The following is a 15,560-nucleotide window of genomic DNA, read 5'->3' as shown; positions in this document are numbered from 1 at the left end:
TCATTGCTCGACGCCAGTCGCCAGGTCGGCGGGCACAGGTTCGATCAGCGCCACCAGGGTCCAGCCGGGTTGAGGGCGAAGTGGGGTGTCAGGTGTCGAGACATGCACCCAACCATGGCTGTCCCGGGCAAACAACAGATGTGCCCGCTCGCCGTGCAGCGCCTGATAGTCCTGCCAGTCGAACGCGTCGCTCAGGGTGGTGCTATAGACTTCGGCACCTTGATGCAGATGATTGGCCAGTTGCTGGTAGGTCATCGGTCGGTCGCCCAGCAGTTGGCCGCGATGTTCCGCGCTGGCCCGGTGCTTGTCGCTGCGCTTCTTTTCCAGGCCGCTGGCCAGCACGTACAGCCTCCCGGCGCCGAAATCGTGGCGAAAGCGAGCGCACGCCAGGGTATTGATCTCCCCAGCCGGCGACAGGCCCAGCAGATGCCCAAGGCCGACCAGGTCCAGATGGGCGTCGGCATGTTGCGAGGCGGGATTGCCAAAGTACGTCGGCAGCCCTTCCATGCGGGCTGCGCGAATGTTCTCCCAGCTCGAGTCGGTCAACAGCACGCGGCAGTCCAGTTGCTGCAAGGCTTTACCGAGAATCCGCGCCGGTCGGTTGGCGCCGACGATGAGAAAGCCACTCGGTGCAGGCTCGGCGACCTTGAGCAGGCGTGCCAGAGGGCGGGCCGTGGCGCTTTGCAGGACCACGGTGCCAATGATCACGGCGAAGGTCAGTGGCACCAGCAGCAGCGCATCTTCGTGGCCGGCCTCATGCAGGCGAATGGCGAAGATCGCCGATACCGCCGCTGCCACGATGCCCCGTGGGGCGATCCAGGCCAGCAGCGCGCGTTCTCGCCAGTTCAGTGAGGAGCCCAGGGTCGACAGCAACACATTGAGTGGCCTCGCCAGCAACTGGATGACCAGCAGCAGTGCCAGCACCGCGGGGCCCAGTTCGAACATCGCGTTCAGGTCGAGGCGGGCCGCCAGTAAAATGAACAACCCGGAGATCAACAGCACGCTGAGGTTTTCCTTGAAGTGCAGGATCTGCCGCACATCCACGCCCGGCATGTTGGCCAGCCACATGCCCATGACCGTGACCGCCAGCAGCCCGGATTCATGGACGATCTGGTTGGCTGCGATGAAGATTCCCAGCACTGCCGCCAGCGAGGCCAGGTTGTGCAGGTATTCGGGCAGCCATTGCTCACGCATGATCTGCCCGAGCAACCAGCCGCCCGCCGCGCCGAGGGCGCAGCCGGCGACGATCACTCCGGCGAAGGTGCCAAGGCTCTGACTCAGACCGTTGCCGTCGCCGCTGGCGATGATGAAGCTGTAGACCACCACCGCGAGCAGCGCACCGATCGGGTCGATCATGATGCCTTCCCAGCGCAGGATGTTGGCGATGGTCGCATTCGGCCTTACCACTCGCAGCATCGGTACGATCACCGTGGGGCCGGTGACCAGGGTCAAGGTGCCGAAGAGGATTGCCAGGGGCCAGTCGAAACCCAACAACCAGCGGGTGGCCAAGGCGATGACCAGCCAGGTCGCCAGCGCGCCCAGGGTCACCATGCGGTGTACCACGCTGCCGATTTCGCGCCATTGCGACAGGTGCAGGGTCAAACTGCCCTCGAACAGGATCAGGGCCACCGCCAGCGATACCAGGGGCATCAGCAGCGGGCCGAACAGCGCCTGCGGGTCGAGCCAGCCCAGGGCAGGGCCGGCAATGATGCCGGCCAGCAGCAGGAACAGGATCGCCGGTAGCTTCAGGCGCCAGGCCAGCCACTGGCAGGCCAAGGCGGCAGCGCCGATACCACCGACGCTCAGGAGAATCTGTTGCTCGCTCATAGGGGCTCCCTCTACCGATGATGTTATGAAAGACTAAGCGCCATTCCGATGTTTGCCACCGAGTTTCCATGCCCGCACTCGACCACCCCCTGATCGACCAGTTTCTCGATGCCCTATGGCTTGAAAAAGGCCTCTCCGACAATACCCGGGCTTCCTATCGCAGTGACCTGGCATTGTTCAACGGTTGGCTGCAGGAGCGCGATGTGGTGCTCCCCGATGCCGGGCGCGAGCTGATCCTCGATCATCTCGCCTGGCGCGTCGACCAGGGCTACAAGCCACGCTCGACCGCCCGGTTCATCTCCGGTCTGCGTGGCTTCTTTCGCTATTTGCTGCGTGAAAAGCTGATTGGGGTCGACCCGACCCTGCTGGTGGACATGCCTCAGTTGGGTCGCCCCTTGCCCAAGTCGTTGTCCGAGGCCGATGTCGAGGCGTTGCTGCAGGCCCCGGATCTGGCCGAAGCCATCGGCCAGCGCGACCGCGCGATGCTCGAGGTGCTGTACGCCTGCGGTCTGCGCGTGACCGAGCTGGTCAGCCTGACCCTCGATCAGGTCAACCTGCGCCAGGGCGTGCTGCGCGTGATGGGCAAGGGCAGCAAGGAGCGCCTGGTGCCCATGGGCGAAGAGGCGGTCACCTGGGTGGAACGCTACCTGCGCGACGGACGTGCCGAGTTGCTCAACGGCCGCCCCAGCGACGTGCTGTTCCCCAGTCAGCGCGGCGAGCAAATGACCCGGCAGACCTTCTGGCACCGCATCAAGCACCAGGCCCGGGTCGCCGGCATCGACAAACCGCTGTCGCCGCACACCTTGCGCCACGCCTTCGCCACCCATCTGCTCAACCATGGCGCCGACCTGCGCGTGGTGCAGATGTTGTTGGGGCACAGCGATCTGTCGACGACGCAGATATACACCCATGTCGCCAAGGCGCGCCTGCAACAACTGCACGCCCAACACCATCCTCGTGGATGAATCATTTTCATGTTCCGCCGACCGGTACCTGCAAGCCCCTTCAACCCTGGCCTGATGTGGTAGTCTTGGGCGGTTTGCATCAAGGGCCGCACGGTCGCCACGGTTCGTTTGCCGGCGACACCCTCCGGCCCCTGTCCGCCCTCAGGAGTTCCCCATGCGCGTGACCCCATTTTTCGCCGCCGCCGCCTTGGCGCTGGCCAGTACTTTCGCCGTTGCCGCGGCCAGCGACGTCAATAGCGGTGCCGAGCAGGCGATTCGCAAGTCATTGCAAAACCTCGAACTCGAAGTTCCGGTGGAAAGCGTCGGCAGCAGCCCGGTCAGTGGCCTGTACGAAGTCAAGCTGCAGGGCGGTCGTGTGCTCTATGCCAGCGCCGATGGCCAGTTCGTGATGCAGGGCTACCTGTTCCAGATCCAGGACGGCAAGCCAGTCAACCTCACCGAAAAAACCGAACGCCAAGGTATCGCCAAGCTCATCAACGGCATTCCAGCGGCCGAGATGGTGGTTTATCCTGCCAAGGGCGAAACCAAGTCGCACATCACCGTCTTCACCGACACCACCTGTCCTTACTGCCACAAGCTGCACGCCGAAGTGCCGGAGCTCAACCGCCGTGGTATCGAAGTGCGCTATGTCGCCTTCCCGCGCCAGGGGCTGGGCTCGCCGGGTGACGAGCAGTTGCAGGCAGTGTGGTGCTCCAGCGATCGCCGCGCGGCGCTGGACAAAATGATCGATGGCAAGGAAATCAAGGCGGCCAAGTGCGCCAATCCGGTTGGCAAGCAATTCCAGCTGGGTCAGTCGATCGGCGTCAACGGCACGCCGGCGATCGTCCTCGAAAGCGGTCAGGTGATTCCGGGCTACCAGCCGGCGCCACAGGTGGCCAAGCTGGCCCTGGCCGGCCAGGCGCAAGCCGCCAAGTAATCAATTCAATGCGCCGTCGTCATGGGGTGACGGCATGTTTCACGGTCGGCGAAGGCGCCGGCCGTACAATGGGGAGTTCACAGTGAAACCGGTCAAAGTAGGCATCTGTGGGTTGGGGACCGTCGGTGGCGGAACCTTCAATGTACTTCAGCGCAACGCCGAGGAGATTGCCCGGCGTGCCGGGCGCGGTATTGAAGTGGCACAGATTGCCATGCGCTCGCAGAACCCGAACTGCCAGATTACCGGTACCCCCATTACCGCTGATGTGTTCGAAGTCGCGAGCAACCCGGAGATCGATATCGTCATCGAGCTGATCGGTGGCTACACCATCGCCCGCGACCTGGTCCTCAAGGCCATCGAGAACGGCAAGCACGTGGTCACCGCCAACAAGGCGCTGATCGCCGTACACGGCAACGAGATCTTCGCCAAGGCTCGCGAGAAGGGCGTGATCGTTGCCTTCGAAGCCGCTGTGGCCGGTGGCATCCCGGTGATCAAGGCGATCCGCGAAGGCCTGTCGGCTAACCGCATCAACTGGCTGGCCGGTATCATCAACGGCACCGGTAACTTCATCCTCACCGAAATGCGCGAGAAAGGCCGTGCCTTCCCTGACGTGCTGGCCGAGGCCCAGGCCCTGGGTTATGCCGAAGCCGATCCGACTTTCGATGTCGAGGGCATCGACGCCGCGCACAAGCTGACCATCCTGGCCTCGATCGCCTTCGGAATTCCTCTGCAGTTCGAAAAGGCCTACACCGAAGGCATCACTCAGCTGACCACCGCTGATGTGAACTACGCCGAGGCCCTGGGCTATCGCATCAAGCACCTGGGCGTGGCGCGTCGTACCGCCGAGGGTATCGAGCTGCGTGTGCACCCGACCCTGATCCCGAGCGATCGCCTGATCGCCAACGTCAATGGCGTGATGAACGCCGTGATGGTCAACGGCGATGCTGCGGGTTCGACCCTTTACTACGGCGCCGGTGCCGGCATGGAGCCGACCGCTTCGTCGGTGGTCGCCGACCTGGTCGACGTGGTTCGCGCCATGACTTCCGATCCGGAAAACCGCGTACCGCACCTGGCCTTCCAGCCCGATTCGCTGTCGGCGCACCCGATCCTGCCGATCGAAGCCTGCGAGAGCGCCTACTACCTGCGTATCCAGGCCAAGGATCATCCTGGCGTGCTGGCCCAGGTGGCGAGCATCCTGTCCGAGCGTGGTATCAACATCGAATCGATCATGCAGAAGGAAGCCGAGGAACAGGACGGGCTGGTGCCGATGATTCTGCTGACCCACCGCGTGGTCGAGCAGGGTATCGACGACGCCATCGTCGCCCTGGAAGCCCTGCAGGACGTGGTCGGCAAGGTCGTGCGCATTCGCGTCGAACAGCTCAACTAAGTGGCAAGCTTCAAGCCGCAAGCTGCAAGTAAAGGCAGTTCGGTGTTGAAGCTTCGAAGAGAGTAAATTTGCGGCAAGGATGAGATGCGGAGCACGAGAGCAGCGCCAATCGGCTTTTTTCTTGTAGCTTGCAGCTTGCTGCTCAAACCAAAGGTTCGCACCCATGCGCTATATCAGTACCCGCGGCCAGGCACCGGCCCTGAATTTCGAAGACGTCCTGCTGGCCGGCCTCGCCAGCGATGGTGGCCTCTACGTCCCTGAGAACCTGCCACGTTTCACCCAGGAAGAAATCGCCTCCTGGGCAGGCCTGCCGTATCACGAACTGGCCTTCCGAGTGATGCGCCCGTTCGTCGAAGGCAGCATCGCCGACGCCGACTTCAAGAAAATCCTCGAAGAGACCTACGGCGAGTTCGCCCACGCCGCCGTGGCGCCGCTGCGCCAGCTCAACGGCAACGAATGGGTCATGGAGCTGTTCCACGGTCCGACCCTGGCGTTCAAGGACTTCGCCCTGCAATTGCTCGGCCGTCTGCTCGACCACGTTTTGGTCAAGCGCAACGAGCGCGTGGTGATCATCGGCGCCACCAGCGGTGACACCGGCTCGGCCGCCATCGAAGGCTGCCGTCGTTGCGACAACGTCGACATCTTCATCCTGCATCCGCACCAGCGTGTGTCGGAGGTACAGCGCCGCCAGATGACCACCATCTTCGGCGACAACATCCACAACATCGCCATCGAAGGCAACTTCGACGACTGCCAGGAAATGGTCAAGGCCAGCTTCGCCGACCAGTCGTTCCTCAAGGGCACCCGCCTGGTGGCCGTCAATTCGATCAACTGGGCGCGGATCATGGCCCAGATCGTCTACTACTTCCACGCTGCGCTGCAGCTCGGTGGCCCGGCCCGCTCGGTGGCCTTCTCGGTGCCGACCGGCAACTTCGGCGACATCTTCGCCGGTTACCTGGCGCGCAACATGGGCCTGCCGATCAGCCAGTTGGTGGTCGCGACCAACCGCAACGACATCCTGCACCGCTTCATGAGCGGCAACCAGTACGTCAAGGAAACCCTGCACGCGACCCTCTCGCCGTCGATGGACATCATGGTTTCGTCCAACTTCGAGCGTCTGCTGTTCGACCTTCACGGTCGCAATGGCGCCGCATTGGCCGAACTGATGGCGACCTTCAAGCAAGGTGGCGGCTTCAGCGTCGAACAGGACCGCTGGACCGAAGCGCGCAAGCTGTTCGATTCGCTGGCCGTCAGCGATGAGCAGACTTGCGAGACCATCGCCGAAGTCTTCGCCAGTACTGGTGAAGTGCTCGATCCGCACACCGCGATCGGCGTCAAGGCCGCCCGCGAGTGCCGCCGCAGCCTGGACACGCCGATGGTGGTGCTGGGTACCGCGCATCCGGTCAAGTTCCCCGAAGCGGTGGAGAAGGCCGGTGTCGGCAAGGCGCTGGAGTTGCCTGTGCACATGAGCGACCTGTTCAGCCGCGAGGAGCGCTGCACGGTCCTGGCCAACGACCTCAAGGCCGTCCAGGCCTTCGTCAGCCAGCACGGCAATCGCGGCAAACCGTTGTAACACCCCTGGGCATGGGGCCGGCGCGCAATGCGCGGCCCCAATGTTCGCCGGTCAGCACTTTCAGAAATGTCTGATATCGGGCGCTGGCCGCCTCGCTTAGTGTGCGGTCGATCCTTCCTGTCGGGAGCGGCTCATGCCCAGGCCCTATGTATTGCTTCATCAAGCTCGCCCTTCGCACCAGATCCTCCTGCACCAAGCCTGCAATGCCCTGGGCATCTTCGACGTGCGCGTCACCCGCGATCTTGCCGATCTCCAAGCCTGCCTGGCGCGCGAACGTGTCGCCGATCTGCTGATCCTCGATGCGGGTCTGGCTCCGGCCACGACCCAGGTGTTGTTCGAGCGACTTACCGACAGTCATCAGGTGCCGGCTCTGCTGTTCGTCGGCAGCAGGGGTGACGACGACCGGGAAAGCCCGGCGGGGCAGGCTCGCATGCGGGGTTTCAAGGTACTGGCCGAGTTGTCGTGGCCGCTGCCGATGCGGCGCTGGCAACAGGCTCTGGAGCGTATTCAAACGGTCATGTCGAGCCAGCATGCTCATTGAGACAGGCGCAGTTTGAAGAACTTTCCGCTGCGCTTGCTGGTCAATGCCTGTATATCCCACCACGCAGCGAGTGATCCGGATGGAAAGAATCTGCAGACTGCTCAACGAAGCGCTGAGCCCTTATCAGACCCGACTCGGCCCCGTGGATGCCGGCGGCAACCGTCAATTGACCGTGTATGACACGCTTGGCAGCGTGACCTTGCAGCGCACTGTCAGCCTGCGTCAGTTGCAGGAGCAGCGCTTGCTCGTCGACCTGGTCGATGGCCTGCACCGCGACCTGCAGATTGCCGAGGGTCGTCTGCAACCCTGTGTGATCGCGGCTTTGCAACAGTGCCGGCAGCCTCAGGGAACCTTTGCCTGAGCGCGTCATCAGATTCAGCAGAGGCTATCTGCCCACGCACAGCTCCGGCGTCGGTAGAGAGTCTTGGGAAGCCCGAGAAGGCTTTCGGTTGACCCCGGGCACATTTTCCCAGCCCGGGGTTTCTTTTTTTCGCAGTTCGGCGATCAGGGGTCGGTGAAAAACTGCCGGCTCTGCTGCAGATAATCCTCACGTAACTCCGGGTCGAGCCAGTTCGCGTAGAGCAACGGCAAGGTCTCGCGCCGCAGGGTCGGCAACAACTGGTCGATATGCGCTATAGCGGCGCGTCCCAGTGTGGTGTTGGCACAGCCTACGTGGAGGAACTGGAAGCGTTTGACTCCCTGGATTGGGTAGAAGCGATAGTCGTCTGGTGAACCGCCGTGCTGCTGGATCAGGTAGCGCATTTCCGGCCAATAGCCTAGGACCAGTTGCAGGCGCCCCAGCTGTTGCATCTGCAGCAGGCTGGCGGTGGCGTCGTTGCCGTAATGACGGTTGAGCGCCGAATCGGGGAGGTTGCTGATCATGTCGTCGATCTGCGTGCCATAGCTGCGCTCGGCCACGATGCCGAGTTTGAGTGGCGTTTGCGTGAGCAAGCCCTGGAGGTCGACTTCGCTACCGTTACTGAAGGCCTTGAGCCTGTTCGCATTGTGCTTGTGGACCACCAAGCCACTGCTCAGCGCTCCCAGGGCGGGTACCGAGTACTGCACGTAACGCGCTCGCTCGGCAGTCCAGAGCAGCGTCGGATCGCAGACGAAATGGCCGGCCTGGAGCATCTGCAGGCCGCGGGCACGGTTGACCCTGACGATACGGTGATCGTACTCAGGCATCTGCTCGATCAGCAGGGGTAATAGCTGGTCGATCACGCCTTGGCCTTTTTCGCTGCCATCGAAGATGGTGAACGGGGGCAGATCGCGTACCAGCCAGATCAGCCGTTCCTTCGCGGCAACCGGTTGCAGGGTCAGGGCCAGCAACAAGGCGCATAACGCGAGCAGTGGCCGGCCCCGGCGTGCGGAGGGCATGGGCGCGGTCAGACCGTGCCTGCTGCGCGGAGATTGGCAATGGCACTGGCGTCGTAACCCAGGCCGGCCAGCAGGCGGTCGGTATGCTCGCCCAGTGTCGGTCCGACCCACTCGGCCGAACCTGGCGTGTCCGAGAGCTTGGGTACGATGCCCGGCATCTTGAACGGCTTGCCGTCCGGCAACTTGGCCTGGAGGAACATTTCTCGGGCCAGGAATTGCGGGTCGCTGAACATGTCTTCGGCCGAGTAGATGCGGCTGGCCGGCACCTCGGCGGCGCCGAGGATCTGCATCAGTTGCTGCAACGGCAGGCTGTTGGCCCAACGGTCGATCACGCCATACAGCTCGTCCCGGCGTGCGTCACGGCCATCGTTGCTGGCCAGAGCTGGGTCGTCGGCCAGGTCAGGGCGACCGATGGCATGCATGAAACGCTTGAAGATCGCATCGCCGTTGGCGCCGATCTGCACGTGCTTGCCATCGGCACTGGTGTGGATAGAGGAGGGGGTGATGCCTGGCATGATGTTACCGGTGCGCTCCCGGATGAAACCGAATACGTCGAACTCGGGGACCATGCTTTCCATCATGGCGAAGATCGCTTCATACAGGGCCACGTCCACCACCTGGCCTTGACCACCGTTGACCTCGCGATGACGCAATGCCATCAGCGCGCCGATCACGCCCCACAAGGCAGCAATCGAGTCGCCGATGGAAATGCCGGTGCGCACCGGCGGCCGATCCTCGAAGCCGGTGATGTAGCGCAGGCCGCCCATTGACTCGCCGACCGCGCCGAAGCCTGGCTGATCCTTCATCGGTCCGGTCTGGCCGAAGCCGGACAGACGCACCATGACCAGGCGCGGATTGAGCGCATGCAGGACATCCCAGCCCAGGCCGAGCTTTTCCAGCACGCCAGGTCGGAAATTTTCGATCAGGATGTCGGCCTCTGCCAACAGGCGCTTGAGAATCTCGCGGCCTTCGGGATGCTTGAGATTGAGGGTGAGCGATTGCTTGTTACGGGCCTGCACGAACCACCACAGCGATGTGCCCTCGTACAACTTGCGCCATTTGCGCAGCGGGTCGCCGCCGTCGGGGGACTCGACCTTGATCACCTCGGCACCGAATTCGGCGCAAATGCGCGAAGCGAAGGGGCCGGCGATCAAGGTGCCGAGTTCGACGACCTTGAGGCCGGCGAGTGGTTTGCTGGGGGTAGACATGAGACATCCGTGGCGACTGGTCAGACCCGAGGTTTTATCATAGGTCTGAGGTGGCAGGTACTCCCTCGGCGCAACGAACATCAGGATCGGTTAGACTGTGTCACTTTTCTTTGCGCAAGAAGCCCGTCGACCATGGCCCAGCCGTCCACCACCTATAAATTCGAACTGAACCTGACCGATCTCGATCGCGGTGTGTACGAAAACGTCCGGCAGACCATTGCCCGTCACCCGTCGGAAACCGAAGAGCGCATGGCTGTGCGTTTGCTGGCCTACGCCCTTTGGTATAACGAGAATCTGTCGTTCGGCCGTGGCCTGTCGGATGTCGACGAGGCGGCATTGTGGGAAAAGAGCCTGGATGACCGCATCCTGCACTGGATCGAAGTCGGCCAGCCAGACGCCGAGCGCCTCACCTGGTGTTCGCGCCGCACTGAACGTACCAGCCTGCTGGCATACGGCAGCCTGCGGGTGTGGGAGGGCAAGGTCGTCGGGGCAGTCAAGGGCCTGAAGAACCTGAGCATCGCCGCTGTCCCGCAGGAGGTGCTGGAAGTACTGGCCACCGACATGCCACGTACCATCAAGTGGGATGTCATGATCAGCGAAGGCACCCTGTTCGTCACCGACGACCGTGGCCAGCACGAAGTGCAGCTTCAGTGGCTGCTCGGCGAGCGTGGCTGAACCGATCGATAGCCGACTGCCGAAGATCCCATGCGTATCGAACCCCGTCCGTTGCCACCGACCCTGCCATCGCTGGGTAATCTGCCACCCCTGCTAACCCGCCTGTATGCCGCCCGTGGCGTGCAGTCCGAGGCCGAACTGGACAAGAGCCTGGCGCGGCTGCTGCCGTATCAGCAGCTCAAGGGCATCGAGGCCGCGGTCGACCTGCTGGTCGAGGCCCTTGACCAGCGCCAGCGCATCCTCATCGTCGGCGATTTCGACGCCGATGGCGCTACTGCCAGCACGGTCGGCGTGCTCGGCCTGCGCCTGCTGGGCGCGGCCCATGTCGATTACCTGGTGCCCAACCGTTTCGAGTACGGCTACGGCCTGACCCCGGAAATCGTCGAGGTGGCGCTGCAACGCCAGCCGCAGTTGCTGGTGACCGTGGACAACGGCATTTCCAGCGTCGAGGGCGTGGCGGCGGCCAAGGCTGCCGGGCTCAAGGTATTGGTCACCGACCACCACCTGCCTGGTGCTCAGTTGCCTGCTGCCGACGCCATCGTCAACCCCAACCAGCCGGGCTGCGCGTTTCCGAGCAAGTCGCTGGCCGGAGTCGGGGTGATCTTCTACGTGCTCATGGCCCTGCGTGCGCGCTTGCGCAGCCTGGGTCGGTATGAAACCCAGGCGCAGCCGAACATCGGCGAGCTGCTCGACTTGGTCGCCCTGGGCAGCGTCGCCGACGTGGTACCGCTGGATGCCAACAACCGCATCCTCGTGCACCAAGGGCTCGAACGCATCCGTGCCGGCCGCGCGCGACCGGGGTTGAAAGCAATCCTTGAAGTGGCGCGCCGCGACCACCGGCGCATCACCTCGACTGACCTAGGCTTCATTCTCGGCCCGCGGCTGAATGCGGCCGGGCGCCTGGACGACATGAGCCTGGGCATCGAGTGCTTGTTGTGCGAGGACGCGGCCCTGGCCCAAGACATGGCCCAGCAGCTGGATGACCTGAACCAGGACCGCAAGTCGATCGAGCAGGGCATGCAGCGCGAGGCGCTGGCGCAGCTCAAGGATCTGCCGGTGGAGTCGATGCCTTACGGCCTGTGCCTGTTCGACGCCGACTGGCACCAAGGTGTCATCGGTATCCTGGCTTCGCGCCTGAAAGAGCGTTATCACCGACCGACCATCGCGTTTGCCGACGCCGGCGACGGCATGCTCAAGGGCTCGGCGCGTTCAGTGCCGGGCTTTCATATTCGCGATGCGCTGGATGCGGTGGCAGCGCGTCATCCGCAATTGATCAGCAAGTTCGGCGGGCACGCCATGGCCGCCGGCCTGTCGCTGCCGGAGGGTAACTTCCCGGCGTTTGCCGCGGCCTTCGATGAGGAGGTCCGTCGCCAGTTGCGCGAAGAGGATCTCACCGGCCGCCTGTTGTCGGATGGCACCCTGGCGGTGGAGGAATTCCACCTCGACCTGGCCAAGGCCCTGCGCCATGCCGGGCCTTGGGGGCAGCACTTCCCCGAGCCGTTGTTCCATGGCGTGTTCCAGTTGGTGGAGCAGCGCGTGGTGGGGGAGCGACACCTCAAGGTCGTGCTCAAGAGCGAGTGCGGCTCGGTGCGGCTGGATGGCATCGCCTTCGGCATCGACCGCGACGTGTGGCCGAATCCGACGGTGCGTTGGGTGGAGCTTGCATACAAGCTGGATGTGAACGAGTTTCGTGGGAATGAGAGTGTGCAGTTGATGATTGCGCATATTGAGGCGCGGTGACAGTTCTGCGACAAATTATTGCGCTTTGGTCTGTGACTGGAGCGTTTTGGATAGTCCATGGTCGCACCGCTATCTTCGCCTGATATGTGTATGCCGCTTGTTTATATAATGCAGTGCTGCTGCTCCGATAAACATCAAAAGGCCGATAGTCAAAAAGAAGGCAGTGGACTCAAGTGTCTTCTGGTTGTTGATTTCGACGATGAGCTTTCTTAGTTTTTGGTCGTATACGATAGTATTGGTGCCTGTGATGAGGGATTCAATAATGAATAGATCATCCGATTCTGATATGTTTGCATATAGCGGTGCGGCTGACGTGATCTCTAATGCAGGATAGTCCTCTTTTTTAATATATACTCTTTCTGTATGTCGATTTTGATCGGGGTCTGTATATGCGGTGATGAAGGTAAGCATCGAATTATCATCGTTCCATGTTTCTACTTCTGAGACGATCGAAACTGGTAGGTGAGACCATAATTCTTTCGAGGCGGTAGGGGGGCGCTCCCAGCTGATCAGAATAAGAGGGGTTATAAGCATAAAAAGAAAGCCGCTAAGAACCAGTGCCTTTACTTGGTCTCGGACATCCATGGAGAGTAAGGTTTTCAACCAAGAGCTGAGGGTTAGCATAAGAGGTATTTATTGGTTTCGCATGACTCGCATGCGTTTCTGTTGGTCCCAGCGATGAAAAAGTGCCAGCAAGGACGTGAGAATGGAGTAGATGTTACCGGCCAGTCTAGCCTCCAATATGAGTGCCTCAAGCAATCAGCGAGTCTCTGTTGTTGTATGTTGTCCAGTGCGTTGTCTAGTATTTTCAGGTTTGGTGTTTCTGTTCTGTTAAGCATGTTTGGCTAGTTCCGATGTTCGTGTGTTCTTTTCTAGGTCGGAGGCTTGTGCGTCAAATTTAACCTTTGAGAGCCCCGCAGGCGATCAGCAAACGGTACTAGTGATTGAAGTGCATTTCTCTTTTGAAGGTACAATGCGTGGTAGCACGTTGTAGGAATCGGTATTTGATATTTGCCTGCATCGCAGAGGGCTGTAAGCAGTTGTTTATACTCACCGTCCCGGCAAGACGAGGAAGAAGTTAAAAAATATTTCCCGACGGTTGTCGAAGCCTTCGATGAGGAGGTCCGTCGCCAGTTGCGCGAAGAGGATCTCACCGGCCGCCTGTTGTCGGATGGCACCCTGGCGGTGGAGGAATTCCACCTCGACCTGGCCAAGGCCCTGCGCCATGCCGGGCCTTGGGGGCAGCACTTCCCCGAGCCGTTGTTCCATGGCGTGTTCCAGTTGGTGGAGCAGCGCGTGGTGGGGGAGCGACACCTCAAGGTCGTGCTCAAGAGCGAGTGCGGCTCGGTGCGGCTGGATGGCATCGCCTTCGGCATCGACCGCGACGTGTGGCCGAATCCGACGGTGCGTTGGGTGGAGCTTGCGTACAAGCTGGATGTGAACGAGTTTCGTGGGAATGAGAGTGTGCAGTTGATGATTGCGCATATCGAGGCGCGGTGACCTGCGCAACGAATATTACAAGTTGGGTGAAGACCAACTTGGTAATTCCTTACCCTCTTTCCTGATAGATTTCGGGTTGCTGGGCCGGCCCTTTCGCGGGCGCAGCTCGCGATGCGCCGCGTGGGCGGCGCTCGATTTGTGTAACACCACAAATCTGCAGCGCACGCCCCCTGCGCAATCCTCTCCCACCAATCCCATGGAACCTTTCCCCCACCCAATCTGGTCTAGTCTGAATATTGACCGGAACCGGGCCAGGATCGCGCATGAGCCCGGCCGGATCACCATTGGAGTCCCTGGGAGGTGCCCTCATGAGCCTGCTGCTCGAGCCTTACACCCTGCGTCAGCTGACACTGCCCAACCGCATCGCCGTTTCGCCGATGTGCCAGTATTCCGCCGTCGATGGCTTGGCCAACGACTGGCATCTCGTTCACTTGGGCAGCCGCGCTGTGGGTGGTGCCGGCCTGGTCTTCACCGAGGCGGTTGCGGTGACCGATGACGGACGGATCACCGCCGAAGACCTTGGCCTGTGGAATGACGACCAGATCGCCCCGTTGCAACGCATCACCCGCTTCATCACCGCTCAGGGCGCCGTGCCCGGCATCCAGCTGGCCCATGCCGGGCGCAAGGCCAGTACCTACCGGCCGTGGCTGGGCAAGCACGGCAGCGTCAAGGTCGAAGAGGGCGGATGGCAACCCGTCGGGCCGTCGAAGATTGCTTTCGACCCACAACACACGCCTCCGCGGGAACTCAGTAAGGACGACATCGAAGGTATCGTCGAATCATTCGTCGCAGCCACCGAGCGGGCCCTGAAGGCCGGTTTCAAGGTGGTGGAGATCCACGCCGCGCATGGCTACCTGCTGCACCAGTTCCTCTCGCCGCTGAGCAACCAGCGCCGCGACGAATACGGTAGCTGCTTCGAGAACCGCATCCGCTTGACCCTGGAGGTGACCGAGGCGGTGCGCAAGGTCTGGCCACAGGAGCTACCGCTGTTGGTGCGCGTGTCGGCCACCGATTGGGTCGAGGATGGCTGGAATCCGGATGAAACCGTCGAACTGGCGCGTCGGCTACGTGTGCTCGGCGTCGATTTGATCGACGTATCCTCCGGTGGCACCTCGGTCAATGCCGAGATCCCCACTGGCCCGGGCTACCAGACCCGCTTCGCCGAGCGCGTGCGCAAGGAGTCGGAAATTGCCACCGGTACCGTGGGCATGATCACCGAACCTGCCCAAGCCGAACACATTCTGCGAACGGGTCAGGCAGATGTGATCTTCCTCGCCCGGGAACTGCTGCGCGACCCTTATTGGCCGCTGCATGCCGATGATGACCTGGGTGGCAACAAGGCAACCTGGCCGGCGCAGTATCAGCGGGCGACCAGCCGGGCGAACCCGATTCATGAGTCGGATTTGCGGGACTGATGCTCAGGTGTAGGATGCTTGGCTGGGGATGTCACTTACCCACTGATTGATGCTCTTCTCTGCCAGTTCGGCCTTGGCTGCCACGCTGGCGTGAAGAGTGGATTCGAGGCGCAGACTCAATTTGCCGGAGTACGCTTTTTGGGGCTCGCGCCTGAGCCGTTTGCGCGTTTCAAGATAGTCATCGACAGCCTCCTCGAACGCTTGACGCAACTCACGGACCGATTCGCCATGGAAACCGATCACGTCACGGATGCCGGCAACATGGCCGATCAACAGCTGGTCTTCGTCACTGTATTCAATACGAGCGGCATAGCCGCGGTAGGTCTTGACGTCCTCCCCGCCCTAAAGAACGGGGATTTCTACAGGTAGACGGCCATGCCCGACCGCGAGAATGTTCCTCGCCGCGTTAATGTCGCGGTCGTGAGTGACACCACAC

At 61.8% G+C, this 15,560-nt stretch carries 14 protein-coding genes and 1 pseudogene; 10 read left to right on the top strand and 5 right to left on the bottom strand.

Annotation, left to right across the window (positions count from 1 at the left end):
• On the bottom strand, nucleotides 1–1,827 hold the full coding sequence (locus tag KY379_RS03590) for a cation:proton antiporter (RefSeq protein WP_261238992.1): 1,827 nt from the start codon (nucleotides 1,825–1,827) through the stop codon (nucleotides 1–3).
• Nucleotides 1,828–1,895: 68 nt separating this feature from the next.
• On the opposite strand from KY379_RS03590, the gene xerD reads away from it, so the two are divergent.
• The 6 genes from xerD to KY379_RS03560 all read left to right on the top strand — a co-directional run bounded on the left by xerD (nucleotide 1,896) and on the right by KY379_RS03560 (nucleotide 7,570).
• The gene (xerD, locus tag KY379_RS03585) at nucleotides 1,896–2,792 is read left to right on the top strand and encodes a site-specific tyrosine recombinase XerD (protein ID WP_133326158.1); all 897 of its coding nucleotides are present in this window, start codon (nucleotides 1,896–1,898) and stop codon (nucleotides 2,790–2,792) included.
• 154 nt (nucleotides 2,793–2,946) lie between these two features.
• Complete coding sequence (locus tag KY379_RS03580) at nucleotides 2,947–3,708, top strand: DsbC family protein (RefSeq protein ID WP_133326156.1); 762 nt, start codon at nucleotides 2,947–2,949, stop codon at nucleotides 3,706–3,708.
• Between the two features lie 82 nt (nucleotides 3,709–3,790).
• A complete protein-coding gene (locus KY379_RS03575) occupies nucleotides 3,791–5,095 on the top strand; it encodes a homoserine dehydrogenase (RefSeq protein WP_133326154.1) in 1,305 nt (434 codons plus the stop codon).
• A 163-nt stretch (nucleotides 5,096–5,258) separates the two neighbouring features.
• On the top strand, nucleotides 5,259–6,668 hold the full coding sequence (thrC, locus tag KY379_RS03570) for a threonine synthase (RefSeq protein WP_133326152.1): 1,410 nt from the start codon (nucleotides 5,259–5,261) through the stop codon (nucleotides 6,666–6,668).
• A gap of 133 nt (nucleotides 6,669–6,801) precedes the next feature.
• Nucleotides 6,802–7,209 (top strand): histidine kinase, encoded by a 408-nt coding sequence (locus tag KY379_RS03565; protein WP_261238991.1) that lies wholly within the window; start codon nucleotides 6,802–6,804, stop codon nucleotides 7,207–7,209.
• A 79-nt stretch (nucleotides 7,210–7,288) separates the two neighbouring features.
• Complete coding sequence (locus tag KY379_RS03560; RefSeq protein ID WP_133326148.1) at nucleotides 7,289–7,570, top strand: DUF3509 domain-containing protein; 282 nt, start codon at nucleotides 7,289–7,291, stop codon at nucleotides 7,568–7,570.
• Between the two features lie 143 nt (nucleotides 7,571–7,713).
• Here KY379_RS03560 and KY379_RS03555 read toward each other — a convergent pair whose 3' ends face one another.
• Both KY379_RS03555 and KY379_RS03550 read right to left on the bottom strand, forming a co-directional pair.
• Nucleotides 7,714–8,586, bottom strand: coding sequence for a TIGR02285 family protein (locus tag KY379_RS03555; protein ID WP_261238989.1), 873 nt, complete (start codon nucleotides 8,584–8,586; stop codon nucleotides 7,714–7,716).
• An 8-nt stretch (nucleotides 8,587–8,594) separates the two neighbouring features.
• Nucleotides 8,595–9,794: a CaiB/BaiF CoA transferase family protein gene (locus KY379_RS03550; protein ID WP_196172833.1), complete on the bottom strand. Its 1,200-nt coding sequence runs from the start codon at nucleotides 9,792–9,794 to the stop codon at nucleotides 8,595–8,597.
• 132 nt (nucleotides 9,795–9,926) lie between these two features.
• Between KY379_RS03550 and KY379_RS03545 the strand changes: the two genes are divergently transcribed.
• A complete protein-coding gene (locus KY379_RS03545; protein WP_133326142.1) occupies nucleotides 9,927–10,469 on the top strand; it encodes a YaeQ family protein in 543 nt (180 codons plus the stop codon).
• A 30-nt stretch (nucleotides 10,470–10,499) separates the two neighbouring features.
• The gene (gene recJ / locus KY379_RS03540; protein ID WP_261238985.1) at nucleotides 10,500–12,209 is read left to right on the top strand and encodes a single-stranded-DNA-specific exonuclease RecJ; all 1,710 of its coding nucleotides are present in this window, start codon (nucleotides 10,500–10,502) and stop codon (nucleotides 12,207–12,209) included.
• A 69-nt stretch (nucleotides 12,210–12,278) separates the two neighbouring features.
• Here the strand turns inward: recJ and KY379_RS03535 are convergent, their stop codons facing one another.
• Nucleotides 12,279–12,620, bottom strand: a complete 342-nt coding sequence (locus KY379_RS03535) for a hypothetical protein (protein ID WP_261238984.1) — start codon at nucleotides 12,618–12,620, stop codon at nucleotides 12,279–12,281.
• Nucleotides 12,621–13,316: 696 nt separating this feature from the next.
• On the opposite strand from KY379_RS03535, the pseudogene KY379_RS03530 reads away from it, so the two are divergent.
• Together KY379_RS03530 and KY379_RS03525 are read left to right on the top strand one after the other, a co-directional pair.
• Nucleotides 13,317–13,709 (top strand): annotated as a pseudogene (locus tag KY379_RS03530) (single-stranded-DNA-specific exonuclease RecJ); the annotation flags it as partial.
• A gap of 308 nt (nucleotides 13,710–14,017) precedes the next feature.
• The gene (locus KY379_RS03525) at nucleotides 14,018–15,124 is read left to right on the top strand and encodes an NADH:flavin oxidoreductase/NADH oxidase (RefSeq protein ID WP_133326137.1); all 1,107 of its coding nucleotides are present in this window, start codon (nucleotides 14,018–14,020) and stop codon (nucleotides 15,122–15,124) included.
• A 3-nt stretch (nucleotides 15,125–15,127) separates the two neighbouring features.
• On the opposite strand, the gene KY379_RS03520 is transcribed toward KY379_RS03525, so the two are convergent.
• Entirely contained in the window at nucleotides 15,128–15,400 is a 273-nt protein-coding gene (locus KY379_RS03520; RefSeq protein ID WP_261239114.1) for a type II toxin-antitoxin system HicB family antitoxin, read from the bottom strand.
• Between the last annotated feature and the right edge of the window lie 160 nt (nucleotides 15,401–15,560).

Origin of the sequence: Pseudomonas sp. HD6422 (genome assembly GCF_025377065.1) — a bacterium.
In the GTDB taxonomy this organism is placed as follows: domain Bacteria; phylum Pseudomonadota; class Gammaproteobacteria; order Pseudomonadales; family Pseudomonadaceae; genus Aquipseudomonas; species Aquipseudomonas putida_U.
This window is presented reverse-complemented; position numbering and strand designations above follow the sequence as displayed.

Excerpts from the sequence above, each read along its gene's own strand:
- KY379_RS03525 (WP_133326137.1), top strand. The coding sequence starts at position 14,018 with ATGAGCCTGCTGCTCGAGCCTTACACCCTGCGTCAGCTGACACTGCCC.
- KY379_RS03560 (WP_133326148.1), top strand. The coding sequence starts at position 7,289 with ATGGAAAGAATCTGCAGACTGCTCAACGAAGCGCTGAGCCCTTATCAG.
- KY379_RS03535 (WP_261238984.1), bottom strand. The coding sequence starts at position 12,620 with ATGCTTACCTTCATCACCGCATATACAGACCCCGATCAAAATCGACAT.
- KY379_RS03555 (WP_261238989.1), bottom strand. The coding sequence starts at position 8,586 with ATGCCCTCCGCACGCCGGGGCCGGCCACTGCTCGCGTTATGCGCCTTG.
- KY379_RS03550 (WP_196172833.1), bottom strand. The coding sequence starts at position 9,794 with ATGTCTACCCCCAGCAAACCACTCGCCGGCCTCAAGGTCGTCGAACTC.
- KY379_RS03580 (WP_133326156.1), top strand. The coding sequence starts at position 2,947 with ATGCGCGTGACCCCATTTTTCGCCGCCGCCGCCTTGGCGCTGGCCAGT.
- xerD (WP_133326158.1), top strand. The coding sequence starts at position 1,896 with ATGCCCGCACTCGACCACCCCCTGATCGACCAGTTTCTCGATGCCCTA.
- recJ (WP_261238985.1), top strand. The coding sequence starts at position 10,500 with ATGCGTATCGAACCCCGTCCGTTGCCACCGACCCTGCCATCGCTGGGT.
- thrC (WP_133326152.1), top strand. The coding sequence starts at position 5,259 with ATGCGCTATATCAGTACCCGCGGCCAGGCACCGGCCCTGAATTTCGAA.
- KY379_RS03565 (WP_261238991.1), top strand. The coding sequence starts at position 6,802 with ATGCCCAGGCCCTATGTATTGCTTCATCAAGCTCGCCCTTCGCACCAG.
- KY379_RS03590 (WP_261238992.1), bottom strand. The coding sequence starts at position 1,827 with ATGAGCGAGCAACAGATTCTCCTGAGCGTCGGTGGTATCGGCGCTGCC.
- KY379_RS03545 (WP_133326142.1), top strand. The coding sequence starts at position 9,927 with ATGGCCCAGCCGTCCACCACCTATAAATTCGAACTGAACCTGACCGAT.